Origin of the sequence: Mucilaginibacter phyllosphaerae, assembly GCF_004378255.1 — a bacterium.
In the GTDB taxonomy this organism is placed as follows: domain Bacteria; phylum Bacteroidota; class Bacteroidia; order Sphingobacteriales; family Sphingobacteriaceae; genus Mucilaginibacter; species Mucilaginibacter phyllosphaerae.
Map to the genome: position 1 here is coordinate 451768 of NZ_SNQG01000003.1, position 25840 is coordinate 477607.

The window sequence follows — 25840 nt, forward strand, 5'->3', positions numbered from 1 at the left end:
TGGAAGGAGCGCTTCGCGGTTCTTCCATAAGATTTGTTGGTGAAAGATTTAAGGACGAACCACTCAAGGTCAGCGCCCGGGTCCGTTAGCAGGGTAATCCCGATGCTCAAAAGTTTGTAAGCGCAGCGCTCTCAGGTTTTCCGAATGATCAAGCGTCTCCTCCGACTCCGTTTCCTGCTGCTTTTCAGCAATCTTCCGGCTGATCTCCTGTTCCAGATTTGCCAGTTCGACCTTTAAAGTGGCCAGCTTTGCTTCCTGCTCAAAAGGTTTTTGCGTCAGTTCACGGATAACCGGTATTTCCTTTTCCAATGCTGTCAACTTATCACGGTATTTGATCACCAGGGAACTCACATTATCGATGGCGTTCAAAAAGTACCTGGCAGCAGATTTTGGATTATCAGTATTCGGAATGCCGTTATTACGCATATACCTGATCCCGGTGGTATCACTTTCTGCATAGAGGCTGCTGACGTACTCGTATTTGCTACCCTGTTCAGTTTGGACCCAGGCCAATTGCCGGTTTACATACAGGCTGAACCCATATAATTCACCGAATTTATAAGTCGGATCTTCGGCGTTCCCAGGCTTCCATTTTTTGTAGAGGTCATTGATCTTTTTGCCGATAGCTACTGGGTCGGCATCTGTTTTATCCGGCATTTTTATGGGGTTCAGCTTATTGCCTTTTGCATCCTGCTTCAGTACTTTAAGATAGGCCGCTTCATCGGTTACGAGCTTTTCCAATGTGGAAGCTGTTTGCGCTTTCTTTTGCTCTGTGTCTTCCAGTAAGTAGCGGCTCCGCGACACATCTTTAAAATGGGAGGATTTATTCCCTTCTAATTCAGCTACCTTCTTTTCCACTTTGGTTTTTTCCAGCAGGGAAGTGTCACCGGAAAGGATAGCGATGTATTCAGAAAAATTCATGCCGTTTTGTTCATCCATGGCACCTTCATCCAGTGTGCGGACACTTAGCTCGCTTTTCTTCATCTGGCTGATAAAAGTCTGTTTGTTCTTCAGGAGGTTGAATTTATAGTTGTCCAGCGACTGCTCTACGGCATAGATGTAATTCCGGACTTTGTTGCCAAAAAACATTTTTGCCAGCCAGTTCCCCTGCCTCGCGCCGCGGCCATCCCGCTGCTCCAGTTCGGATGGTTTCCACGGGATATCCAGGTGGTGCATCGCGACAACGCGCTGTTGTACATTCAAGCCCGTACCTGCTTTTTCGGTACTGCCGACCAGTACGCGGATCAAGCCTGCGTTCATTTTTCGGAACAGTTCCGGCTTTTGCCTGTCTGTCCAGTCATGGATAAAGGTGATCTCAGCGGCGGGGATGTCAAAGTCCTTCACCAGCTTATCCTTAATCGCGTCATAAATATTAAAGCTATCCGGCTTTGGTGTCCCGATATCGCTGAATATGATCTGCGTACCCTTGTGTTCGTTGCTTTGGCGGTATTCCATCGCCACATTACGGGCACAGATACTGACCTTGTTTCCCGGATGGTCGCCATAGCGGCTATCGCTGACCAACCGCATATCCACCGCCATTTTTTTTGCGTAGTTGGTGGCGATCAGCATCCGCCCCAAGTCTTCTGTCGCGGTGAGCGGCTGCCTGCCGATCACGGTGGCATCACCTGTTTTGGCAAACTTCATCAGCCTGCGGGTAAAGTCCCGCTGTTCCGGTGTTGGCGGGATATTCACCAGCACTTCATCGATGACCGGTTTATCAAGGCTGATATGGACAGCCGTTTTATAATCTGTTATCTCGTTATAAAAGCGGGCCAGTTCCGGCACTTTGATAAAATAGCGGAAGCGTTCCTTTGCCCGGATCTCGTTGGTGACGCTGAACTCAAAATCGACCGTTTTACGGGCATATACCGCAGCCCAGGCATCAAAGTTGCTGATCTGCTGCCGGTCCATTTCATGAGGCCGGAGATACTTAAAGATCAGGTACATTTCGGTGAGGCTGTTGGAGATCGGCGTACCGGAAAGAAAGGTAACACAAAGGTCGGCGTTGAACTTCTCCTGCAATGTCCGGATGGCGAACAGCATATTAAGGGCTTTCTGGCTACCGGCCATATTACCCAGCCCGGCCACCCGGTTGTGCCTCGTGGTAAAAGTGAGGTTCTTGAACTTGTGCGACTCATCGATAAACAGGTGATCCACTTCCATTTCCTGAAAGTTGATACCGGTATCCTTGCGGTTATCAATCGCGTAAAGCACCGCATTGAGCTGCACGTTGAGGTTATTCTTTCGGATCTCCAGGCCTTTGAGCATGGACTTGTTGATAGCTACCCCCAATGTACCCAGCGTAAGCAAGTCACGGGTTACGTTATCCAGTTCCGTTTGAAATATCTCCCGCTGTATTTCGGGCGACTGCGGTATCATTCCAAACTGGTCATGGGTCAGGATAACACAGTCCCAGTTATTATTTTTGATCTCATGGAACAGCCGCTGTCGGCGGGCAGGCAGGTAATCATTTTCACCAGGTGCCAATATTCGCGCGTCCGGATAGGCTAAACGGAACGTATCCCTGATGGCGCTCACGTTGGCCTTTAAAGCGAGGATCATCGGTTTGTGAATGATGCCCAGCCGCTTCATTTCCATGGCGGCCACGATCATGGTCAATGTTTTACCCAGGCCTACTTCATGGTCAACCAGCGCGCCCCGGTTCTGAATGATGCGCCAGGCGGCATCCTTTTGTGAACTATAGAGATCCGGTATATCCAGCCCTTTGAGGTCGAGTCCCGGAAACTTCAGGTGGCTCCCGTCGTATTCGCGCAGTACATAGCAGTTAAAAGTGTCATTATATAATTTCTCTATGCGCTGCTTATCTTCCGGAGGGAGTTCCCGTAACCATTCCGTATAACGGTCACGGATACTTTCGATCTTCAGGTGTGCCGACTGTATGGCCTCCGTATCGGGGTAACGTTTGACCTTGCCGTCGATCTCGACCGGGTAAGTAATATGCGGGGCGGTGTTTTCCAGTGCGTGTTCCAGTAAAGTTCGGCCGGTCAGCTTGTCGCTTTGTTTCGGAATCACCGCGAATTCCTCATCGGTGGTGGTATTGCCTTTTCCGTAGCTTACTTTAAAAGTATCCACGGATGGGAAATAGTTGATCTCCGTATCCAGCTTAAACAGGTCGGTTGCGAAACGCTCATAATAACTGACCGGGAGCCAGCGCTCACCGAGGTTGAAATCCAGCAATTCAAACGGGATCTTGTCCGGCTGCACCCTGCGGATAGCCGTCAAGCTGCGCAGGAGCTGAAAATTCTCCGGCTCATCTTTTACGGCCTGCTCCGCGACCTGCAATTTGGCAACCACATTCCCGGACAAATAATGATCGGTGGTTTCCCATACATTACGCTCAGGGTTAAACAGGATCTGTTTCTCCAGCTGATAAATAGCATCCTCTTCGGATAAACCTGTTATTTCGGTGATCAGATCCAGGTCGACCCTGCCCAGATCATTTAAGCAACGGGCAAGGGCATCCGCCGGGTCGCTTGTTTTAAAAGCAGCCTCCTGTGGAAATACCGGGCCGTGAAAGATATCCGAACGTATGAATTTGTCATTCTCCTTCAATTCCAGCGAGGCGGCCACCTTAAAGCCAAAAGCGGCATCTGCCAGGATACGGGAACGGTTAAAGGCCCTGTTCAGCTCACCATTCTTTTCGATAAAGGTGTCATAATGCTGATTGAGCGCTTTACGCAATTCCGGGTACTGAACCCGATGCTCCGCTTCCAGTACAGAAAGTTGCAGATAGGTATCTCGTAATAAAATATAATTGCGGTAAAAAGCCAGGTTATCCTGAACATCCAATGGCTTAAATTCCGCTTCACCACTATTGGGTTCCGCGATCAGGCCTGCCCGGCCTTCAAAAAGTACCAATGTGCCTTTTTCATAAAAGGGCTTCAGGTCGGTAAAGGCCTTGGGGCGATCAGGTGTGAGTTTAAAAGAAGCTTCCAGGCTGGTATCGCCTTCATATCGGAAATCGTAAGCGAAATATTTAAGTTTTGCAGCCAGTGTATCCAGTTCATTACCCAGAGACTGCCCGGTCAGCCATTTGACAGATACCGAGATCTCCGCTACGTTACTGTATAATTTATACAGGTAACGATTGCTGGCTTTAGCCCTCGCGGTGAGCATGATGATGCTGTCGTGCGCTGGTTTAGCCGTTGTTCTTATAGTGCTGATCAGGCGGGCAGTGCTGCCGTCCACCGTGAACCGGTCATTATCATCCAGATAAGATTGCGCCTTGTTATTATTGGCCACCGGGGGAGCATCAAATAAACCTAACTGGCCGACCGCGTTACTTTCCGTTACTTCAGGTACCGGTAAAAAGGTGAATTTACGCCCGGCTGATTGCTGCCGGCTGAAACTGATGGCCTGCCATTTGGCATGGTCGAAATTCTCCTGGAGGCCCCGGTGAACCTGTAATTTCAGTTCCCTGTCAATATCAGCCATATCACCATTGTGCCAGATGGTTAGATTAGCCTGCCCATAGGCATTGGTATCTTCAATGACCTCATCGCCCAATACCAGTTCGGGGTGCTTTAATAAATAAGCATTGATGTTATACTTGCCTTTGCTGCCGGTTTGCTCAACGGTATCGATGAGCTGGCTTTCCGCTTCGGTTAATGTTTGCTTAGCATCGTTTTTCTGCACAATGATCAGGTGCGTACCGACTTCCACATTAGCGTTTTCCTTCATCAGGTTAGCGGGCAATACCGATACGCTGACCAGATCCGCCGAAGTAAACAGGTATTTACGGGCGGTATCATTGGAGGGGCTGTTTAAAAAACCATCGGTAACCAGGTAAGCCAAGATCCCGCCATCTGCCAGCTTGTCCAGCCCTTTGGCAAAAAAGTAATTATGGATGCGGGAGGAGATCCCGCTGCTGTTAAACGCGGGGTCATGAACGGAAAAATTACCGAAAGGGATATTACTGATCACCAGGTCGGATTGTCCTTTTTCATTCGGGGCCGTTTCTTCCAGCCCTTTTACCTGCACCGCTATCTTGTTGCTGATGGCTTGGGCCAGTACAGTTAATATCTTACCGGTGAGGATATCCTTTTCTACCGCATTTACTGCTTCCAGGTTTGGGAACGTCCTGACAGCTTCCGTAACAAAAACACCTGCCCCTGCACTGGTTTCATAAATCCTGCGGGGAAAAACGCTATTTTCTTTTAAGGCGTTGTAAATAACATCGGGGATAAATTCAGGCGTGTAAAAAGCGGTATTGACACTATTGATCAGCGACTCAAACGCCCGTTTATAGTCATTTTCCGAAAGCTTTTCCCGGAGCAGCTCATGGAGCTGCATCACCTGCGGCCAGAGTTTGAGGTCGGCCTGTGATATATCAAATTTCTGCCAGTCGTCCTCCCGGCCTGCCGGAAAAAGTATCGCTTTAATGCCGCCAAACCCCGCGTAATTTTTTAACACTTTTATTTCGTCCCCGGACAATTGCTGCCCGATATAATTCAGGGCGATGCTGATGGCGGAGATATTATCGGCCAGTTTTTTACTGCTGTTAAATGCCATTTCATACCTCCTCTAAATAATTCGCTAACGTTCCTATTACCTCATATTTGAGAAACCTGTCGTCCTCATCCAGCCCCTTCAGCAGGGGGGCGCATACCTCGATGATATTGGTCAGCTCGTAGTGCAGTATGCCGTGATTGATAAAGCGCAGATAGGCTGCGAGGAACTCTTCCTCCAGGATCAGCCTAACGTAGTCATAGGCTATCAGGTATGTCATAAGAAATCAGTTAGGTAGGGTATCCGCATCCAGGATGTCCCGGTAAGAGATCTTCAGGGTCAATACGCGCCCTGATATTTGCTTTTCACCCATTTCTGCCAGCAGTACTTTATTGCCGGGGAAACTCATCTTTTTGAATACGAAGATGTTCCGGTAGGTTTTGGTAAAAGCAGGGATATCAAAGAGGACATACTCCGGGTTGAGTTCGACCGTTTGGGCGTTGGCCGCTTTGGTGACTTTTTTATCATCAATTTTAAACCGTATATCCGAAATATCATATCTCAGATTGGTCCTGTTACGATAACTGATATCGAGAAAGATGTAGTTGCCCATCGTATAGATATGGTTTAACTTTCCTTCTATCCCGAACGCCTTTACCTTTTCCATATGTTTGTCCGGCTTTCGGGCGATCAGACTCAAAGCCATTGCCTTCAGCTGATTGTTTGAAAATCCGATGCCGGCAATATCCAGCGGGCGGGTTTCGGCCGGTGTAATAGCTATTTCTGTAGGGGTATTCCCGTTACCGGGTACCAGGCGGTATTGTGCAATAAATTTTTCACCGGCGATTGTCAGAACGGCATCCTCAAATTTTGATGATGAATCTTTTAAACGAATGCGGAATACGTTTTTCAGGGGCAGGTCGCCGGTCAGTTGCTTACTGGAAATATCCACATACTGAATGGGCTCCGGTGATACGAAATGAATGGTCAGGTTTGCAGGGAGTGCCACAACCGGCAGATCTTTTTGCGCATAAACTGCGGGGGAGATCAGCATCCCCAAGTATATTAAAAGCTTTTTCATGATGATTATTGATTTTAAGAAAATGAGTGAACGACTGCCTTAATAGGATTTCTGCGTGTTCAACAATGCGTCGCCGTCAATCAGGTAGATGAAAGAATTGTATTTCATTTTTGCCTTGTTTTTGCGGATGAGCCCGGCAATGGCGGAAGAAGTAGATTGGAATATTTTATCAACCGAACTCATGATAAACTGGTTGCCGGTGGAGTTACCGTCGATGGTTACGCCCTGAACCGCATTACTGCCGAGATCCCTGGTAAATTCCCGGAACGCTGATGCAGGGACATACAATCCGGGCATACCGTCCAGGTCGTAGATCTCCAGTTTGACAGGAAGTATTTTCCCCCCGGATAAAATGGAATTGATGGAGAGCGTTACGCGCTGTTCTGAAAAGCCGCTGATCTGGGCAAAAATATAGGTGCCTTTTTTGATCAGGTTATTACCTGCCCTGATATCTTCCAGGAGCTTTAGCCGCAACCGGGAACCGGCGTATCCTGTCACATTTTCATCTATTACGGCAGTGATGAATTTATCCTCGCCCGGTGGTTTGATGGTGTTGAAGTCCTCGGAAGCGGCATCGGCTTTAACAACTTTAAGTTTTAATTCGCTGGCTTTTTGCAGAGCGGCTTTATCATTGGCCAGTTTTTTAAGCTGTTCGGCTTTATAGGCTGGATCATTTTGTTTATTGATACTGTCCATGTAGGCCATTTGCTGTTTGAAAACATCCATCGGATCTTTTTCTTTCGACTCTACCGGCGCAGATGCGGCTCTTTGTTTCTGCTGGTGTACCAGGGCTGGCAGGGCAGCGGCTATTGCCCGATCGTGGTTCCCGGTTGGTGGCAGGTTGTATTTTGCCTTCATCGCCCTGTCGATAGAGTCAAGGGTTTGTTTTTCTTTACTGCTGTAACGATCCCGAAAAGAAGCATTGCTGGATGCCTCTTTGGGAATGACGTTAACGGCAGAATAGCCGTTGGCCTCTTTGTAGGTGTTACGGTACGCATCCAGTTTACCTGCCAGGTTTTTCTTACGGACATCTGCGGATACATTACCAACGTTTCCGTTTAAGCCGGCTTCCTGCTTTATTTCGGGCTTCGGCTTGGAGAAGCCGCTATGCCAGGCATAAAAGAAAAGGCATAAAAATGGCAAAGCGAGTGCCGGCAGCAAATATTTGGGCTGTTTAAAATTGATTTTCATGATGATTTATTTAAGGGTGTGATGGATCTGCTGCAGGCGGTCGAGCGCGCTGTCCAGCAGGAGTGTATCCGCTTTTGATAATTGCTTTTTGGCGGTTAAGCTGTCGACAAGGCCCTTTAGCCTGATTGTTTCCCGCATTTTTGCGGTTGCCTGCATGATCTGATCAAAGCCGTCGGATGCCGGATTTGCACGCGGTTCTGAAACAGACGTGACCAACTTATCGGGTTGACGGAAAACCGTAAAGGAAAGCGCAAGGGAAATGAGCAGCGCGACGATCATGCCTGCAAAAAACAAACGCGGATAGGTAGCAGCGGCTGACCGGAAGCGGGCGGCTCCTTTTACAACATAAGGCTGAAACTCTTTTTTGAGCTCACTGAACAGCGTATCCCTGGGATCGCGGTTAGAATGTATTTTTCTCCACATCTTCGAGGTCTTTGTTTTCCAATGTTTTCCATGCGGTGATCAGTACGCCATGTGGATTATTATCGCTTCGCGGGATATCTTTAAGATAACCCTCCGTGATCAGCGAGCGCACGACTGTCGAACTCCGGCGGTCGATCTTCAGCTTACCATAATACCTGAAGTATTTTTTGGGAATATCAAGCGCTATAGAATCTGTTTCAAGGGTCAGCACGGAACTTGAAGACAGGATAGAATTGAAAAACCCCTTTTCCTTCAGGTCATTATATTGCTGCATCCCCGTTTCATCGATCAGGTACATGGCCTTTTTCATCTGGTATTCCATGTAATTATCATCCGGTGTAAGGGAAAAGAAAAGAGAATGGAAAAGGTCGACGTGGGCACGGTATTCTGCGGGCCGGTTGAGTTGCATATCCGTTTGCCGGGCCAGAATGGGTACATTGTTATCCAGCAGGTAAATACTCTTCTGCGCGTTGGATACCATTCGGTAGGCATACAGGCAATTGATACCAACAATAACCAGCGATGTCAGGAGGCTGCCAACAGATACGATGGTGGCGAGCCTGATCTTGGCTTCTATATTTTTTATGATCATGTTAATGGAATAAAAAAGCCCCTATGGTAAATAGGGGCTCAATGGAAATGAATGAATAAACAGTGCATTAAAAGAAACTGCCGGAGGCTTTTCGGGCAACGCTCATCACGGTGCCGGCACTTCTTCCGAAGGTAGATGCCGCTGAGCTGATGCCCGATGTGGAGATGATCCAGGTGGAGATACTGGGAACGGTAAACATACAGATGGCACCGATAATAAAAACAATGATCACCGTACCGAAGGAGAGAATCCCGTTACCGGCGAACACCGCCATTTTACCAAGATCCGCACTTAAACCGTCTTTGCCGACTAATTCCTGGTACTTGCTGATTTCAGAGGTGAGCGCATATTCCTGCATAAGCCCCGTGAGGTACATGATCAGGTAGGCGATCCCGGAATACAGGTTCACCGAAACAAAGCGTGCGATCCAGGTGCTGAAACTGTCCCGGAAAGCGGGAAGGATACTTACCGCTACGGCAAAGGGGCCGAGAATGATCAGGATGCTCGAATAAATGATCTGCAGCATGAACATGATATAAACAGCAACGCGGAGAATCCATATCCCCATCAACTCCAGCAGTTGGGTAAGCAGCAATTGCAACCCGACAGTCAAACGGTTTTTGAGCTCCAGTAAAGGGGAAACCACCGTACTTATTCCTTGTTTAACCGTGCTGCTCACGGCATCCCAGGCCTGACCGTACCAAGTGTCACTTTCCTTTTCGGCCACTTCCGTTTGCGCCTGGAATGTGTACAGGGAATTAGCGACCGCGAGTACCAGTTCAGACCTTTTCAGTCGCAGATCATTGACGATATCCTGTTCGCTGTTAAACATCTCTTCCGTCCGGACAGTAACAAGATCTGTCGGAAAGGCAATAACCTTAACAAAAATCCCCCACCATAAAATAACCATCGCCAGACCGAAAGGGCGAAGCAGGGGCATGATCTCCATCTTTTTATCGCCTACCATCATCTCGTAAGATTTGATCGCGAAAAAGATGATCATAAATATGGCGGACAGCGCTTTGGCATCGGTAATGAAAAGATCGAAATGCGACCAGATAGATAATTTCAAACCTTTTAAGAAAGTCATTACACCTGTTTCATAAACCCCATCACCCTGCAAAAACTGAAGTGTTTTGCCGTTATCCGGATTAGTGGCAGTTTGCGCAAATACTGCTGTCACGCCCAGCGACAACAGTACTATTAAAGTGATCGTTTTTTTCATTGTACGTGCTGTAAAACTTTGTTTGCGATTTCATTATCGGAATGCGGTGTCCACTCGGTAACGATGCCCTGCCCATTTTTCAAAGCCTGTTGCCGGGTAGTCATATCCAGGGTAGTTTGCGCCAAGGAAGTTCGAATGGCCCATATGCCTGCCAGCTTCCGGTACTCCATTAATAAGCGGTGGTAAGCCAGTATCCGCGATCCCCTGTCCATATCAGCCGAACGCGCCCCCTGCACCCGTTCTTTCAGCCGGTCAAGCTCATTTTTATACCAGGCGTACAATCCTTCATTAACCAGTTTTACACTCACCTGTGGTGATAGCCCTGCGAGGATAGAAAGCATAGAGTTATTGAGTACCGGCTTTAGTTCGTTACTATAGTACAAGAGCCATAATGGGTCTGTCCCGGAAATTAACCCGGATTGTGCGGCAATTTGGGAGAGTGCCGTATTTCTGACGGTATCCGACTGGAGTTTATAATTATTGTCGGTCGTGTTCATGGCACCCACCAATGCCAACCGCTGGGTTTGGGGGCCGTTGGCACTCAGGGGCCGGAGGTCGGTTTTATGGTAATTGGGATAAAACCATCCCCATGTCAGCCAGTAATAGGGGTTTAGGCCGAGAAAGCCGGAGGTTGGCTTAAACTTATTTTGATCCCATTGCTGGAAAACCATGCGCTGCTGTTGGTAACGAAGCGCCTCATCGTTGATTACGCTTTGCGCAAAAGAGGTGGTTGCTGTAAGGCAGCAAACCAGTAAGGTCAGATGTTTTATTTTCATTGTCGGAGATATTTAGCGTTTTGAATAATTTGAGAAACAACTAATTTGTCCCGGTTGATAAAACCAGAAAAAGGATTGAGGGAAGCGATGACCCCACGCTCTTTTGCCCAGTACATCGCTTTCCACGCGCCGTAGGCCAACCCGTCAAGGATCTGCAGTTCCTGCATGACTTTGTGCAGCAGTTGGTCGCGGGCATTATAGTCAGCCAGTACATTATTGCCCTCTTTAAGTACAAAACCGGATACATCAGTAACCAGCGCGAGTGCCCTAACCCGCATTTCGGCAGCGATATTGTTCGCAAATAGTAAAAGATATGGTTCGTTTTTGGCCATTGCCAATGCCTGGCTGATATAGCTGGTCATATCGGCCACCACTACGGCCATGTATTTCACTTCCATTCCATCTTTCAATGCGGAGTTTACATTTGATAGTCCCTGGTAGATCATTGTTTGCGCCAGTACTACCGAGCCCGCGTTAATATTCAGGTCGTTGAGATTATTATTGATCTTCGTGAGATACTGTTCATGCGCGGTTTCCGCACCGCTGCGGGCGGCACCGTTTACGATAGCGGAAGCCAGATGCTGTGGGTCAATCACATATTGCTGGGCGGCGGCGAACTTCGCAGCAAACAGCAGCAGCAGGATAATCAGTTTTTTCATTTTAGATATTTAGCGTTTTGAATAACATCCCTGGCAAGGGATTGATCGGCATCTATAAAATTCTGAAAGGGGTTAGCGGCTTTCAGTAAAGCAGAAAGGCTGGAGTATTGCATCATGTTCAGCATATTACCCGACTGGTCCTGCAGGTTACTCAGTTCAGTAATCACATAGTCAAAAAGCATTTTCCGGTCAGATGCCTTCATCTGGTTGATATCGCCGATGGTCAGTGTCAACCCGATAACATAGCTTAACAGGCTTTTCGCTTTTTCCGCAAAATGAAGTTCTGCCTGGTAGCCGATAGCTAATAACGCCGGGTTCTGCTGTACCAGCCTGATGACCTGTGCCTGGTTGCTGATGATACGGGATACCATCGGCGATGCGGTAAAGCCGATGTCCGCCAGGTTAATTGCTGTTCCCAGGGTATTGTACCGCTGCTGTATCTGCCGGTAGGTCACTTTTAGTTTAGCCAACAGCGTCAAATTGGACTGCTCATTGGCGGAGGCAAGTGCCTGCTGGTTCCGGGCTTTCACCTGTAGTTTGTTTTCAGAAATGGACTCATCCACCAGCTGGTGGATGCCGATAATATCAATCGTTTTTTGCTGTGCGTAAACACCTACTGCAAAAAGGCAACAGCATATGGAAAAACAGATCTTTTTCATGGTTTAAGGTATTTGGCGTTCGTTAACACATCATTGGCAATACGGACATCCTGGTTCTGCCATTCCGCCCAAGGATTCAGCGAATGAAATATGCCGTTCATTTTCGCCCAGTACATGGCCCTGCCCATGCCGTAAGCAATACCGCGGAGAATGCGCATTTCATCTGCAATATGATTGAGTAATTTCCCTCTTTCCCCACTGTCCATCAGGTTGCCGTTGCCGCCTTTGGTAACGAAGGCACCCACATCGGCAGCGAGTGCTATGGCCCTGGTTTGAAAATCGCGCGCGCCCTGTTCCGCGAAAAGCAGCAGCAATGGATTAGATCTGGCAATGGTTACCGCAGAGCCCACGTCTTTGATAATATCTGAACCGCAATTTGCGATCTCCTTGATCGTTGTCAGGTTATTGATGACCGAAGCAACCTGGCTAAGCCCCTGGTAAATTTTGTTCTGGAGGTTATTGACAATGACCAGCTGCCCGCTGACGGCAAGCTGCCCTTTTTGAATGAGGTCGAGTTTATTATTAGTGGTATTCAGCTGCCCGTTGATTACCCCGGCATTTACAGCAATAGCCGCGGAGGTGCCACCGTCGAAGACGAGTTCCTGTGAGAACCCTGCGCTGGCCACGAAGCAGAACAAAAGGATAAATAGTGATTTCATAAGTGTTAATGTTGATTGACTTTACTGATAAATTGAGAAAGTGAAAGTTTGCTGCTGATAAAATCGGCAACAAAAGCATCGAGGCCTTCAGGATAAGAACCGTATTTCCCGGTATACGATTCTATCGCGGACTTTTCAGGCTTTTCAGTAGTGTAGGCAAGGTATTGCTGTAAGGCTACCTCTACACCATAGACCTCGCCCACAGCACCACGCCGGATATAAACTTCTTTAAAGCGGCCCCTGCCTTCGGTGTTATCCAGTTGGTTAATGGTGAAAATTTTACGCCTTTCTGTTTCGCTGATTGAAAGCAAGGCGGCAATTTCATTATAGTTATCCTTGAATTTGGTTTGGTCAAGGAGGCAGATGGTATCGGAATTATTGATGATACTGTCTTTTACTACGGCATTACCGATGATGTCGCCGAGCTCCTGGGTAACTACGATGGCCTCGCCCCAAAACTTGCGGACTGTCTTATACAAATAGAGCAGGTATCCTGCCATGAGCGGACTGGCGATGGCCTTCCAGGCTTCTTCTACAACCAGTGTTTTGCGGCGGTCGGAACGGTAGCGCATCTTTTGAATGAAAACATCCATGATGATCAGGGTCACGATGGGAAAGAGGATTTTATGCTCCTTGATCGAATCGATTTCAAACACAATGAAACGTTCGGTAAATAAAGATTTGTCGGCCTCCTTATTCAGGATAGGTGCGAATTCGCCACCTTTATAAAACTTCTTCAGCACATATCGGAACTCATCAAAATCAAACATGATCTTTTCCTCTCTTTTTATCTCGGGTATTTTAGTCAGCGCGAATTCATAGAAAGTGTCAAATTTTAATTCGCCTTTATCCGCGAAGAACCTGCTGTAATAAGCACTTATCACGTTGGCTACGACATCACGTTCCACAGGGCTAAACGTACCTTCTGCCCCTTTCCAGGCAACGCCGATGAGGGTACACAGGAAGTCCTTTTTTTCGATATTATATTCCTCTTCGCTGATCCGGAAAGGATTCATGGTAATGGGCAACTTATCGGAATAAGTGATATACTTCCCTTTATAATAGGAACATAGCCCGGAATAGGAATGGCCGGTATCAACGATGACCATATCCATATTATAAAGCATATACTGCTCGATCAGCGCATTCATAAAAAAGCTTTTACCGGAACCGCTGGGCCCGAGCACAAACTTGTTACGGTTATTGATACGTCCGGTACGCATCGGCAGATCGGCAGGGTCCATCCCGATGGGAATACCCTGCCGGTCGGTAAACCGGATCAAGAAATCAGAAGGCTCGTCAACGGGCAGGGATTCTTTAAAAAAGAAACAGGCAGCAGCATCACAAGTGGTCAGGAACCAATCGTAAGGTTTAAGTTCCACCGCATTTCCCGGTAAGGCGCTCCTAAAAAGTTCCAGCTGGTTATAGGCATTCTTACTTGGGATGATCCCCAATTGAAAAAGAGAGCTTTCAATAAAGTTCGCCGCTTTTTCCAGGCTGTTTTCCGGAGCAGCCACCAGGATATTAAAGTGACAATTGACCAGTAATTGATTTTCCCTGGCAACATCGACCAGCAGCTGATCGATATCTTCCACACAGATCTGGTTAGCAGGGTCAGGAATACCGGAATGCCTTTTTTTCTTCTGCTCCAGTTTACGCAAAGTCATGGCCTGGTTGGGAATTTCAATGACCTGGTTAAAGATGATCACATCGCAGCCGGGAACCCTGAACAGGAAGGAAAGAAAATCCACCGGAAACCCTCGTGTGGTCTCCTTTTCATTCATTTCAATATGTGTCCCTACTTCCGGCGGCAGATCGATGCTGTCTATATTGACCAGGCTGATGCTGCGAACAGATTTATTACCTGTTTTAATTTCGGTGTCAGACGGGGAAAGGTTGTTCAGGCTAATATACCTGCTTTTAAAATCCATGCTGAGCATTTGCAATACCAGGAGGTTGATGCTGCTTTCGTCGAGCACATTAGGAGCAGGAAGAATATCAATCACTTTGCTGATGAGCTGCCGGAAATCACGCAATGCTTTGGCATCATACACATAGAAAGCCCCCTTTTTTACCTGCCGGGTAATGGTGAGATAGGTATCTGTTTTCAGGCATTCCCTGCCTTCAAAGTGCGCATTGTATTTTTGCTGCAAATATTCACCGGAGAGTTTCCCTTGCCATTTGGAACGACTGATAATGTCATGCTTCTGCAGGATGTGTCCATCTCCTAATACTTTAACGACGTTGATGAGCAAACTGTGAAATTCATCAAACCCGGCGGGGTAGGCGGCATAGCGTATGACCGGGTTGATCACCCTGATAATGACGGAACATTCGCCGTTCATACCGATGAGGAGGTCATACGCACCGCTCTTATCCACGCCGGCATACGGGATATTAAATAGTGTTTTTGCGGCCATAATGATTAAGGATAAAGATTTGAGAATCGCGGCTTTTGGTATGCAGTCCGCCTTTTTGTTTGGCTGCGGTAAAGAGCAGGCCGCCGACGATACAGCCAATGAGCACCATCGCGCCCAGCCACATATTGACCAGCGACATGGTTAAAGCGCCGAAAACAAGGCCGGAAAGCAGGAAGCCCAGCCCCCAGTAAATAAACTTTCCTTTAAAGCCTTTGAAAATAAGGGGCTTCTGCAGCCCCTTATAAACAGCGAATTTCCTGGCCATATTACAAGCCGAAGAAGGCTTTGATCACCAGTGCGGATACCACGAGGAATACGCAGGAACCGCCCCAGCCCATCAATTCCTTGTTGATGTCCTGATCTCCGCTGTTCCATTTGGAATAGACCCGGATCGCGCCTACAATACCTACTATGCCACCGATCACCAGGGTGATGTTGGTTACCGGTGCTACATAGGTTTTCAATGTGGAGGTTGCCGTGTTCAGGCCATTGACGCCGCTTTGCGCGAATGCCGGAACAGAAAGGGCCAGCAGGATCGCTGACGCCCATAGTTGTTTTGTTTTGTTAAACATTAATTGGGAAATGAGAATACTGACGGAGATCTTTTAAAGCCGCCGGAGAAGCGGCCGTGTATGCAAAACAGGCGTTCAGATCACGAACAACGCCTTAATAAATACGCTCAACGGATAACCCGGCCACATGAAATGCGATAAGGGTTGAGTAAGATTAAAGGGATAATAGTAAGAAGATCTTTTAGAAACTACCGGGAGGCAGTTTGTTAAAATAAAAAGGCGTTCAGATCCCGAACAACGCCCTGAGGAATGCACCTGCAAGTACCATAAATATAGCCGCGTAAAACCATGCCGCGACTTCTGTTGTAAATTCCTTTTTTCCCATCTGCAGGTTATGATAAATTCTTCCGGCACCGATAATTCCAAGAATACCGGCAATAACCAGAGAAAAATCAAACGCGGAAAAAAAGTCGGAAGAAAGCTGCTGCTGTGCCTGCTGCATTTCAGAAATGCCAGGCTGCGCGCTTGCGCCCAATGTCAGCAGGCAGCAGCAAACAGTCAATAGCTTTTTCATCGTTCAGAAACTTACGGGACGGGTAAACTCTATGGCTTCTTCCCGCGCCAGGTTAAATAACTGTTTAAGGCTCACCCCGCCGGAGGAAATTACAGATGATCCGTAAATTTCAGCCGTAGCTTCCGGCGCGGCCCTCACCGGTTCAATATGTTCAGTGAAGGAGAGTTCATGCGATCCTTCGGTGGCGGGAGGCCTGCCATCCCGAAAGAAATCCCAAAAAATAAGAGCGGCATAATACGTAAAGTAAATGCCGCTCAGCCATAAGGTGAATTTGATCCAGCTCATAATTCTGTGTTTTGTATAAATTGTTTAATGGTTAATTTAAGTTCAGGGCAGGTGTCAAAAAGATGCTGAACGGCAAATGATACCAGTTTGGTAACATCAACATTCGTGGCCATTTTAAACTGGTTCATCGTGCGCACCGTTTTTTCATCAAAGCGTACATGAACCATGCTTTTATTGCCCGTGTTGTCGTAATTAAGAATGGCAGCTAAAATCGCCGATTCGATCTCCTTGTGTTTTGCCTTTTTGCCAGGTCTGTCCTTATCGGATTTTTCTTTTTTACCGGTTGGTTTCACCAGTTGCTCCCGAATCTGATCGGCCAGTGATTTCATGTTTTCCATATAAATGATCAGCATAGATTTGTTCAAAAACGGGGATAATTACAGGGGATAAATTAAGCGGTGTCAGGAAAGTATTCACCCGTTGAAAATCTACCCTGTCGGGCAGTACTGCGGTGATCTTTCCGAACTTAGAAAGCTGTTCATTAACTTCCAGCATAATTTCATAGCGGGCATTTGCTTTTACACGGTTCGGCACAAAAACCATCGGCATTTTCGGGTTGATCTTGCGTAGGACGACAGTAAACAACACCGTGGATTCAAAGCTAAACTCATCATAAGCAAATGGACAGATGACGAGATCCGCCGAAGTAAACACAGGTATCAGGCCGTCATCATCCAATTTACCGGGGAGGTCTATCAGTATGATATCTTTCGCGTTCCTGCCCAGCAGGTTGCGGAGTGCCGGGTAACTTTCCAGGTTAGCCGGGATCACTTCATACGGCTCTTCATTCTCCAGTATTTTTGCTTTGTCAAATTTTTGAATGATGGATTGCTGGTAATCCATGTCGATTACGGTAACGGGGCAACTTTTTGCCTGGGTCAGGTAATTAGCCAGCAACAAAGTGAGCGTGCTTTTCCCGGCACCGCCTTTTTGGTTTCCTATAATTATGATCATAAAATTGAATTGGTTGCTTAACGGGTATTTGTTCGTGCCTTCTTCTGGCGTCTGCGTCTCATGCCATGAATCTGCTGGTCATCCACATCATCTGCTATTGATATGGACCTGATCTGAACCGATGGGGTATATTCATCGGATGTGTTTTCAACAGCAATTTCCACCGGGTCAGTTTCAAAAGAGCTGATCAGCTCCTTTAACGCCATTACTTCACTGCCTTTGAATACCTGCTTTTCGTGGTGGTCGATGATCGAATAGCCATAGGGCTGCTTGCCCGGAGCCTGATGAAAAATCAGGTCGATACCGTATTTCTCTTTCATGAGATCGCGAAAACCGGGCTGGTTTTTATATTGCCGGAACAATTGCGATAACGCGGCAGTTCGTCTTTTGTCCGGAACATATCGGCTGATCTTTTCCTGTATTTTTGCTTCATCAGGATCGGTACCGGGATAGCCTTTGCTTTCCAGCACCATCATGAACTGCGCCCTGGTACTGAAGCGATATTCCATGGCAAAATCGTAGCCGAGCACTTTATTAATGCTTTTTTGTGCCCTCAGGTACTCATAAGCGCTGTTGATCTTATTACCCATGCGGTCTACCCTTGCAGATACCATGTGTACGTGGTTATTGGCGGTATCCTTGTGAAATACGACCAGGTAAGGCTGATCGCCATAGCCCATTTCTTTCAGCCAGGCTTCAGCGATGGCGGTTAAGGTGATCTTATCATATGATTTTCCTTTTGCAGAGATGACCGCATGAAACTGCGGCAGTCTGACATTTTTATTGAGCGCGGCGAGTACGCCGAGGTAATTGATGTAGTCCTGGGATTTGAGATGACCGAATGTTTGCAGCGGCCCGAAATTGGCCACTTTCATCAATTCCCCTTTGTTACGGTCAATCTTGCCGGTGTTATACTTAACCCCGCTGAATGCTTTTTGGGCTTTAAATATTTTGACGAGCATAATATCTGTGTATCACTGTATCCTTATTACGGTGCAGCGCTGTAGCTATGAAGCATGCTAACTGCGTAACGATATACCGCCGGACCGCTATGCCGGTGTAACCCTGTATCCCGATAGCCTTATAACCGGCTAACCATATAGTTGTATAGCGGTATATCCTGATCTCCGTATATCTTTATACCGATGCAATTATGTAACCGTATCATGATATAACTTGATAGCTCTATAACCGGGTATCCGCAGACCTTTGCAGCTTTATATCATTTAGCCATCATTCTAATGATCTTGCGTAGTGACATTTCCAAAACACCCTGCATCCCAACGTAGCTTTCCAGCAGACTATTGAATTTCTCCGCAACGGCAGGCGGCAGGTCACCTTTTAATTTAATCACATTGGCGTGCCGGGCAAGTTGGTTGATATTGTTACCGGCCCGGCCCATCTCTGCACCGATGCTATCCAGGTGTCCGATAAGCTCTTTTGAGTTGACGACGATCATTTCCGCATTATGCAATACACGCGTTCTGATAATCTGTGACCGGTTGATGCCAAGCTCCTTTTCCAGCGCAAGGATCTGTTTGTATTCATCGTCCGTAAAACGACTGACTATTTTTACACTGCGTTTACCCGCTGTTAAACGGGGCCTTCCGCCTTTATTTTTAAGGTTATCCATCAGAAAAAATGAGTTGCGAATTTTTGACAATCCCCGGAGGGCAAGATCTTTTTGTAAGACAAAAAGACATCTTGCCCTAACAAAATCAAAGCGGTTTTTGCATAGGAAAAACCGCTTTGAGGAAAGTCTTTAATGTTGAAAAACCAGTTAATAGGAAAAACCCTTTGGCTTTCTTTCAAAAGGATCATTTAAGGGTGGCCTGTTCATATGAGCTACCAGTTTATCATTATAATCATTGTACCCTTTGTAAATAGCCGACCTATCCGTGGCATAGGGCAGTGCTGTAAGGAAGTCTTTGGTTGCATGGTGACCGGCGGGGTCATGGTCGAAATAAATATCGATGGAGGAGAATTGTTTAGCCCTGGCGATACCTTCATGGATCAAGGTAAGCGTGTTGAGCACAATTAAACTTTCGCCTGTATTTTCATTCTCCTTCAGCCAACTCAGGCAATCCAGGAAGCCTTCAAAAACAGCGGCCCTTTTCAAATCACCCGGTATAAAGGTGATCGCTTTATTACCAAGGCAACCCTTGAAATATTTATTCCGCACCTCCCAGCTGCCGGTTTCATTTTTCCAACCGGCTGCAAAGAATGGTTTGCGGAGGCCCTTATCATCTTCAACAACATAATAGATCTCGCTCAGGTGCGCTTTGGCGACATCGAATACGCCCCGGTTCTTCAGATAATTGGTAATAGCTGGATGTGTACCGAGGTCTTTAATTTCTTCTATGGCGTAATTCCTGACCTTAACAGGCCGTCGGGGCCGCAGCGTCCTTTGTAACAGATGGGGTTCAGCGGCACTTTGTATTTTTCCGACTACTTCATTAAAAGTCGAACCCGGCCAATAGGCCAAACCAAAGTCGATGATATTGCCGCCTTTGCCGCTGCCATGATCGAACCAGACGCCTAACTGGTCATTGACACTCATGGAGGGTTGGGTATCTGAATCCCGGAGCATACTCAGGTAAAAGTGTTCTTTACCGGACTTTTTAACCGGCTGGTACCCGAGACGGGCAAGCAGGTCTACGATGGAAGCCTGCTCTTTCAGTTCCCTGGCGTTTAAAAGTGTAGACATAACGGTGATGATTAATTTTAATAAAATACTTTGGATTTTGCCTGGCTGAGTAAAATGCAGGCCTCGGACAAATGAACCGGCAGCGGGTAACGAACCCGTATAATCCACTTCTGCCGGTTATATGATTTCGGGACTACTCACGTCGGCATCTACATGCCGGGCTCTCGCCTGCCTATGCGTTTTCGCTATATTGATATGATCTCAGCTTCGCAATATTTTCCGTTGTTGCGGAATAATGCTTTGTCCCCGTATGTCAAAGAGCAACGGACGGCCCGAAGGCAAATCCTTTTTCCGGCTGCAGAAACCAAAAGTTCCATGTAGCCTGTTTTAGTTTTTTAATGAGGCTTTCCCGGAGCCGGCGGTGAATAGCTACCGCAGGAGGTGAGGTTTTGATAAGCTGATCCTGATTGGTAAGCTGATTGCGAAGACGCTAAAAAACGTCCTGAACAAAGCTTATTTAAAAAAGATCAAAGCTTATTGCAGCTTCATTGAGATCAAAGGTCAAGCTATCGGGGAAGGGGAATTGACAAGCTTTTCGGTACTACCGAAAAATAAATTTGCAGGTGGAATTCAAACGGGATGCTGTTTTTGAATAAAAAAAACAACATAAGCGGTTACGGCTATTTTCATAGCCGTAAAATTTAATCAGGAAGGGCGTAGTGTTTGCTGTTTTATTCGGATAAGATCCGGTAAAGTTCGAGGTTCAGGTAGTAATGCCCGCCTTCAATGGACCGGCGTTCCAGGACACCCATGTCACTTAGTTTATTCAGGTAATTACGGGCTGTTTTTTCAGCATAGAGCCCGGCATCTTCGAGGTGCTTGACTTTGGTAAAAGGCTGGGTAAAAATCAGCTGGATCAATTGCTCGGGCCTTCGTATGTCTTTATGCTTAACTACCTCGTCCAGTATAGCTTCTTTTACAGCCAATATTTGATTGATTTTTGAATAGGTGATATTCGAGGTACTTTCAACAGCTTTGAGCATATACAAGATCCAGCTTTGCCAGTCGCCCCGTTGGGATACCCCGGAGAGCAGGTTGTAATAGTCGTCTTTATGATCAATGATATAACGGCTTAAAAACAGGATCGGAAAATCCAAAAGGCCCGATTTGGTCAAATAGTGGATATTAAATATCCTTCCGGTCCTGCCGTTCCCATCCCGGAAAGGGTGTATAGCTTCAAACTGGAAATGGCCGATGGCCATTTTAATCAGCGGGTCGATATGATAATCAACGTCGTTATTAATGAATTCGATCAGGTTCTGTAATTTCTTTTCCGGTATCTGGTTTCCTCTTGGCGGTGTATAAACAACTTGTCCCGCATTCACGCCGCTGCCACCCTGTAGTATAACGGTCTGTAAAAAAGCAGGCCGGATGCCGTCGCTTGCCTGGTTAATTTCCTGGTACATATCGACGAAGTACTTCAGGTCAAATCCCGGCGCTGATTGTAAGTAATCATAGCCTGCCCATAAAGCCTCCCTGTATCGTAATACTTCTTTCGAAGCACCCTGGGCTGACTGGTATTTCTGGTCACTGAAAGCTTTATAAAGCTCATCATCCGTAGTAAATATATTTTCAATAGCACTGGAGGCTTTAGCTTCCTGCAAGCTGATGGTATTTATGAGCAGGCCCTGGTTAGGTATGGCTATGCTTCTTCCCTGCAACCGTGCCAGTGCTGCCCGCGCGGTAACCAGTTGTTCCAGTACCGCCGTACTTTTATAAAGATCTGCAGCTATCGGTAATTCAGGAATATCATTCCATGGCTTTGTCCTGTCCGGGTTAATTTTATAAGTTGGCGGCATATTCAAAGATAGCTCTTAAACGGTAAAAAAGCGAATAATTACCGTTTGCTTAAATTTGGACGGTAAAATGAGACAACCAAGAACCCATAAACGGTAAGTTTTCTAATAAATACCGTTTACGGGGTTGAATACGGTAAATCGCGAATAAAATAAAACCATTAGCATCAGGAATTGCCCCTATCGATTTTCTGGCGAATAGTGTCCCGCATCTGATCAATGTATTTGGTAGGGCTAAGCCTTTTCCGTCTTTCAATTTCGATGAACCTTCGCTGCACAACGCCAATATTTACGTGTAGGTTAATCTCCAGCCATTTAACGATCTGGTTAAGGCTGGCATTACCGTTATTGAGCTGCCCTGTCAGCCAAACCCCGTAGGCCAATTCAACAATATTAATAGAATCGCCTGTCCATCTCATGTTTTCTTTTGCCTCTTTCGGTTCTGTGCCGCTACTGGAATTGCCTGTAGATGAAATTTGTTGCAGGCTGAACTGCTGAACGGATTCATAGCCTTTAAATTTTGCAAATAACAAGCTCATCGGGGTGCTGAACTTCGGATCTACGTCGTTGATATCATCTGTCGGCAATGCGAGCGGCCCGGCGTTTCTTACGAAATAGACCGCATCCATGTGGGTAAGATTGTTTTTAAAGTACTGATAATGAAAGGAATTCATCCGGAAGAAACTCTGAATGCTTTTAATTTCCGCTTCATAGTATTTTATAACCGTTTCGCGTGTACCGACAGGTTCATTGAGTTTCAGGTTATACCGGTATATCAGCTCTATTTTCAAAGACAACAATTCCGGCTTGTATGATTTGAAAAAGGCTATTTCATCGGGTTCATCTTCAAAGCCGTTTTTAACCACGTCAATCCTGATCGAAGAAAGTGCATCTTCGATTAGCGTGGCAGCTTGCTTGATTGTTTCAGCCGAACTGGCCACATCAGGGTCAGAAAGCAGCGTTTCTTCCAGTTCCGTTTTGATTTTCTTAAATTCAGTTTTCATAGGTAGTAGTTAGATGTTATTAGAATTAAAAATTTGACAATAAGAATCCATCCCGGCTATTTAAGCCAGGTGATCAGTGACTTTTACTGCTTAAAGATTTAAGGCTCTTGCTGCCTGAACACCTTCATAGACGACGGGAAAAGCACTGTTGACCCGCTGAAGGAAAATGGTGATCAGATAGCTTAATACCGTAACAGCGATAAGAAAGGCAACAGATTCAACGCCCATCGCCATTTCAAAACCGAGCATTAAAATAACAGTAATCGCCCCGGAAGCTTCGTTCCTAAAAAGAGAGGCGCTGAATGTTGTGGCCATGTTTCCGGCCTTTTGAATATAATGCTGATAAAAGGCTTTGAAATTGTCTTCAACGATGGGCGCTTGGTGTGTACCGGGTAAGACACTCCTTTTCATAAGGATTTTTTCTGACTGATGATAAAGGTCATTCAGGTACATTGATGAAAATAAATGATCCGGCATCTTGATGACAACGTATGATACAGTTACAGCGATATAGCAAAGATTGATTAAGGCAGCATATAAATCAAGAGCTAAAAGTGAACCAAGCAGTGTAAGTAAAACCAGGCCATCTGAAAAAATGACCGAGATCAGGGCATTTACGGATAATTGGAATTTCGCGATATCGATAAGTTTTTTTCTTAAAGCAGGTTCATGCTGTAATTTATCAGGTACAGCGGTCGCGATGTTGTCCGCAAATCTGGTTGCCAGCCATACACTCACCATCTTATTGATGCTGATCATCAGCCGTTGCTTCAGATAGGTAAAAAGACTTTTGCATATCGTAATGATCAAAAGCAATATTAAAACGGCGATTCGTAGCTTCAGGCTCCTGATGTTTGTCTGGCCGGTTAACAGTTGCTGCAAGAATGCAGAAAGAATAATTCCGAAAAGGAAACTCATCAAGTTAATGAACGGAACGCTATACCAGAGCGGTTTCGGAATTAAGCGCCATTCAAGCGCATTCTTCCAGTGCAGCAGGTCGCTGCCCCGTTTTTTTAAAGTCACGTTTTCAATATATAATCCTGATGAGGAAACCCAGGCATGGCGCAAATCAGTTTCATTCATTATTTTAATTCCGTAGGACGGGTCGCCTACTACATAGAAAAACTCTTCTGCCATTTTTTTTACGACAAATAATGTCAGAAAGTGAAATCTTCCGTCTTCATTGACGGTATGCATAATGAACGGACGTTTTAGGTCTCTCAGCGTATCCAAATCCATTTCGACACACCGGGCACTCCAACCGAAACCTTTAACAGTGTTTTTCAGGTCCAGCAGCGACAGCTCGGATTCATAGCTGTCCATCCGTTGGGCCAGTTCATCTGCCTGTTTATCTCGTCCGGAATATCGCAGTAACATACAGATACAGGCCATACCGCAATTATTCGCATTTGTCTGCCGGACAAAAGTGCTTTGATAAAAACCCAGGTTCTTCATTTTTTTGCCTTTAAATGATTATCTATTCAGGAGGTAGCGGGAAAATAAATTATTGTCAAAAACGTAAACAAGGAGACCCAGATCAGCAATGCTGGCAGGTAGGATTTAACGACTACTTTCAGGCTTTCATCATAGTTCAGGCCGGCAATCCGGCGAATTCCGGCTGCGAGCAGAAACCAGTACAGCACTTCAAACAGGTTCAGGGTTTGTAAACTATAGTGCCAATCCGCCGGTGCAGAACCCACTAGCTGCATTGTCGACAACGGGTAATAAAGGTGCCAGTCTTGCAGCGTAAAGGCTGACCCGGCCAGGTAGAAATGAGAAAATTTGATAACGGCAGGTATCAGGAAAATATATTCTGCGAGAATAACTGTACCAAACACATTTTTAAACGAAACCGAAACCTCGGAAAGGTAAAGTGCCGTATAAAGGATAAGTGTAACAATCAAGATTCTGGATAACAGGTAAGTAACTGCTGAGAGGTAGATCCATTTCTGAATCATGTCATACACTCTTAATTCCTGTTCCGGTATCCCTGACAAATACTGACCGTTACGGGTAAAAAAATCACTTGTTAAAATATACTTGTCGGTCAGGAAAACAAGAACGCAGGACAACAGGCCGAGAACAGCAAGATTAAGCAGGTAGTTTTTCCAAATTTTCATGTCGATAGATTTTTTGGTAAATTTCTGTCGGCTCGGGGCTACTACCTATTAGAATGGATTGTAAATTATTAGTTAAAGTAATTGCAAAATATATTGCTATGACAGCTTCCAACAGATTTAATCCGCAGGAGACACCTGTTTGCCTGTCACTATTGGGGATAATTATTATCGGTAGTTTGCTTGCACTTAAAAAGCAACGGCTGTTTTTATCGGGGATTATGCACCCTGTCTCTATCAAAAAAGAGAAAGAATATTACAGGCTTTTCACTTCAGATGCCATTCATAATGATCTGATGCACCTTTTGATTAATGCTTTTGCCTTGTTTGCCGTGGGGTCACAACTGGAAGAATATCTCAGGACTGTGAAAAGTTTTGGAAGTGTCTGGTTCCTGGTCATTTACCTAACCAGCTGCCTTTTTGGGAATGTGTTGACCTTCTTGAAGTACCGGAATGATTTTGCTTTCTCAAGTGCAGGTGCTTCGGGCAGTATTTTAGGATGTATGATGGCTTTTATGATCCTGCAGCCCTACCACATTGCTTTTTACGTGCCTGTCGCTGGCGGAATTGTTAATATGTACACGGCACTGATCTACATCCTGTTTTTGATAGGCTACCAACTAAGGTCAAAAAATCCGCTGGTGAATAATGAAGTACATTTTTATGGTGCGCTTGGTGGGATTATCTCTGCATTGCTTATAAAATAGAAAGATGCCGGGAGGGCCCGGCACCTT

Annotated in this window: 26 protein-coding genes; 1 reads left to right on the plus strand and 25 read right to left on the minus strand. The window is 46.2% G+C overall.

Annotation, left to right across the window (positions count from 1 at the left end; genetic code table 11):
- Positions 1-69: 69 nt before the first annotated feature.
- The 25 genes from E2R65_RS10240 to E2R65_RS10360 form a co-directional block, all read right to left on the minus strand.
- Positions 70-5535, minus strand: coding sequence for a helicase-related protein (locus E2R65_RS10240; RefSeq protein ID WP_134336391.1), 5466 nt, complete (start codon positions 5533-5535; stop codon positions 70-72).
- 1 nt (position 5536) lies between these two features.
- Positions 5537-5752 (minus strand): hypothetical protein, encoded by a 216-nt coding sequence (locus tag E2R65_RS10245; RefSeq protein WP_134336392.1) that lies wholly within the window; start codon positions 5750-5752, stop codon positions 5537-5539.
- Positions 5753-5758: 6 nt separating this feature from the next.
- On the minus strand, positions 5759-6553 hold the full coding sequence (locus tag E2R65_RS10250; RefSeq protein WP_134336393.1) for a DUF4138 domain-containing protein: 795 nt from the start codon (positions 6551-6553) through the stop codon (positions 5759-5761).
- A 39-nt stretch (positions 6554-6592) separates the two neighbouring features.
- The gene (traM, locus tag E2R65_RS10255) at positions 6593-7744 is read right to left on the minus strand and encodes a conjugative transposon protein TraM (RefSeq protein ID WP_134336394.1); all 1152 of its coding nucleotides are present in this window, start codon (positions 7742-7744) and stop codon (positions 6593-6595) included.
- 6 nt (positions 7745-7750) lie between these two features.
- Positions 7751-8167, minus strand: coding sequence for a hypothetical protein (locus E2R65_RS10260; RefSeq protein WP_134336395.1), 417 nt, complete (start codon positions 8165-8167; stop codon positions 7751-7753).
- Positions 8145-8759 carry a conjugative transposon protein TraK gene (traK, locus tag E2R65_RS10265; protein ID WP_134336396.1) on the minus strand — a complete coding sequence of 205 codons (615 nt, stop codon included), beginning with the start codon at positions 8757-8759 and terminating at the stop codon, positions 8145-8147. The genes E2R65_RS10260 and traK overlap by 23 nt, the downstream gene beginning before the upstream one ends.
- Positions 8760-8826: 67 nt before the next feature.
- On the minus strand, positions 8827-9984 hold the full coding sequence (locus E2R65_RS10270; RefSeq protein ID WP_134336397.1) for a plasmid transfer protein: 1158 nt from the start codon (positions 9982-9984) through the stop codon (positions 8827-8829).
- A complete protein-coding gene (locus tag E2R65_RS10275; protein ID WP_134336398.1) occupies positions 9981-10760 on the minus strand; it encodes a hypothetical protein in 780 nt (259 codons plus the stop codon). Before E2R65_RS10275 ends, E2R65_RS10270 begins: the two co-directional genes overlap by 4 nt.
- Positions 10757-11419 (minus strand): hypothetical protein, encoded by a 663-nt coding sequence (locus E2R65_RS10280; protein ID WP_134336399.1) that lies wholly within the window; start codon positions 11417-11419, stop codon positions 10757-10759. Before E2R65_RS10280 ends, E2R65_RS10275 begins: the two co-directional genes overlap by 4 nt.
- Positions 11416-12078: a hypothetical protein gene (locus tag E2R65_RS10285; RefSeq protein ID WP_134336400.1), complete on the minus strand. Its 663-nt coding sequence runs from the start codon at positions 12076-12078 to the stop codon at positions 11416-11418. The genes E2R65_RS10280 and E2R65_RS10285 overlap by 4 nt, the downstream gene beginning before the upstream one ends.
- On the minus strand, positions 12075-12737 hold the full coding sequence (locus tag E2R65_RS10290) for a hypothetical protein (RefSeq protein WP_134336401.1): 663 nt from the start codon (positions 12735-12737) through the stop codon (positions 12075-12077). Before E2R65_RS10290 ends, E2R65_RS10285 begins: the two co-directional genes overlap by 4 nt.
- 5 nt (positions 12738-12742) lie before the next feature.
- The gene (locus tag E2R65_RS10295) at positions 12743-15157 is read right to left on the minus strand and encodes a TraG family conjugative transposon ATPase (RefSeq protein ID WP_134336402.1); all 2415 of its coding nucleotides are present in this window, start codon (positions 15155-15157) and stop codon (positions 12743-12745) included.
- A complete protein-coding gene (locus tag E2R65_RS10300; RefSeq protein WP_134336403.1) occupies positions 15135-15422 on the minus strand; it encodes a plasmid transfer protein in 288 nt (95 codons plus the stop codon). The genes E2R65_RS10295 and E2R65_RS10300 overlap by 23 nt, the downstream gene beginning before the upstream one ends.
- Position 15423: 1 nt before the next feature.
- On the minus strand, positions 15424-15729 hold the full coding sequence (locus tag E2R65_RS10305; RefSeq protein WP_134336404.1) for a DUF4134 domain-containing protein: 306 nt from the start codon (positions 15727-15729) through the stop codon (positions 15424-15426).
- 223 nt (positions 15730-15952) lie between these two features.
- The gene (locus E2R65_RS10310; RefSeq protein WP_134336405.1) at positions 15953-16243 is read right to left on the minus strand and encodes a DUF4134 family protein; all 291 of its coding nucleotides are present in this window, start codon (positions 16241-16243) and stop codon (positions 15953-15955) included.
- Between the two features lie 3 nt (positions 16244-16246).
- Positions 16247-16528 (minus strand): hypothetical protein, encoded by a 282-nt coding sequence (locus E2R65_RS10315; protein WP_134336406.1) that lies wholly within the window; start codon positions 16526-16528, stop codon positions 16247-16249.
- A complete protein-coding gene (locus E2R65_RS10320; RefSeq protein WP_134336407.1) occupies positions 16525-16857 on the minus strand; it encodes a hypothetical protein in 333 nt (110 codons plus the stop codon). Before E2R65_RS10320 ends, E2R65_RS10315 begins: the two co-directional genes overlap by 4 nt.
- Positions 16805-17482, minus strand: coding sequence for a ParA family protein (locus E2R65_RS10325; protein WP_134336408.1), 678 nt, complete (start codon positions 17480-17482; stop codon positions 16805-16807). The genes E2R65_RS10320 and E2R65_RS10325 overlap by 53 nt, the downstream gene beginning before the upstream one ends.
- A gap of 17 nt (positions 17483-17499) precedes the next feature.
- Entirely contained in the window at positions 17500-18444 is a 945-nt protein-coding gene (locus E2R65_RS10330; RefSeq protein ID WP_134336409.1) for a relaxase/mobilization nuclease domain-containing protein, read from the minus strand.
- A gap of 260 nt (positions 18445-18704) precedes the next feature.
- Positions 18705-19115 (minus strand): plasmid mobilization protein, encoded by a 411-nt coding sequence (locus E2R65_RS10335; RefSeq protein ID WP_134336410.1) that lies wholly within the window; start codon positions 19113-19115, stop codon positions 18705-18707.
- Positions 19116-19262: 147 nt separating this feature from the next.
- Positions 19263-20189 (minus strand): toprim domain-containing protein, encoded by a 927-nt coding sequence (locus E2R65_RS10340; protein WP_134336411.1) that lies wholly within the window; start codon positions 20187-20189, stop codon positions 19263-19265.
- Between the two features lie 671 nt (positions 20190-20860).
- Positions 20861-21988, minus strand: a complete 1128-nt coding sequence (locus E2R65_RS10345) for a Fic family protein (protein ID WP_134336412.1) — start codon at positions 21986-21988, stop codon at positions 20861-20863.
- A 164-nt stretch (positions 21989-22152) separates the two neighbouring features.
- Positions 22153-22989 (minus strand): RteC domain-containing protein, encoded by an 837-nt coding sequence (locus E2R65_RS10350; RefSeq protein ID WP_134336413.1) that lies wholly within the window; start codon positions 22987-22989, stop codon positions 22153-22155.
- A gap of 90 nt (positions 22990-23079) precedes the next feature.
- Positions 23080-24444, minus strand: a complete 1365-nt coding sequence (locus E2R65_RS10355) for a cysteine peptidase family C39 domain-containing protein (RefSeq protein WP_134336414.1) — start codon at positions 24442-24444, stop codon at positions 23080-23082.
- A 26-nt stretch (positions 24445-24470) separates the two neighbouring features.
- Positions 24471-25109, minus strand: coding sequence for a hypothetical protein (locus tag E2R65_RS10360; RefSeq protein WP_134336415.1), 639 nt, complete (start codon positions 25107-25109; stop codon positions 24471-24473).
- A 53-nt stretch (positions 25110-25162) separates the two neighbouring features.
- Here E2R65_RS10360 and E2R65_RS10365 point away from each other — a divergent pair, with 53 nt between their 5' ends.
- On the plus strand, positions 25163-25813 hold the full coding sequence (locus E2R65_RS10365) for a rhomboid family intramembrane serine protease (RefSeq protein WP_134336416.1): 651 nt from the start codon (positions 25163-25165) through the stop codon (positions 25811-25813).
- The last annotated feature ends 27 nt before the right edge of the window (positions 25814-25840 follow it).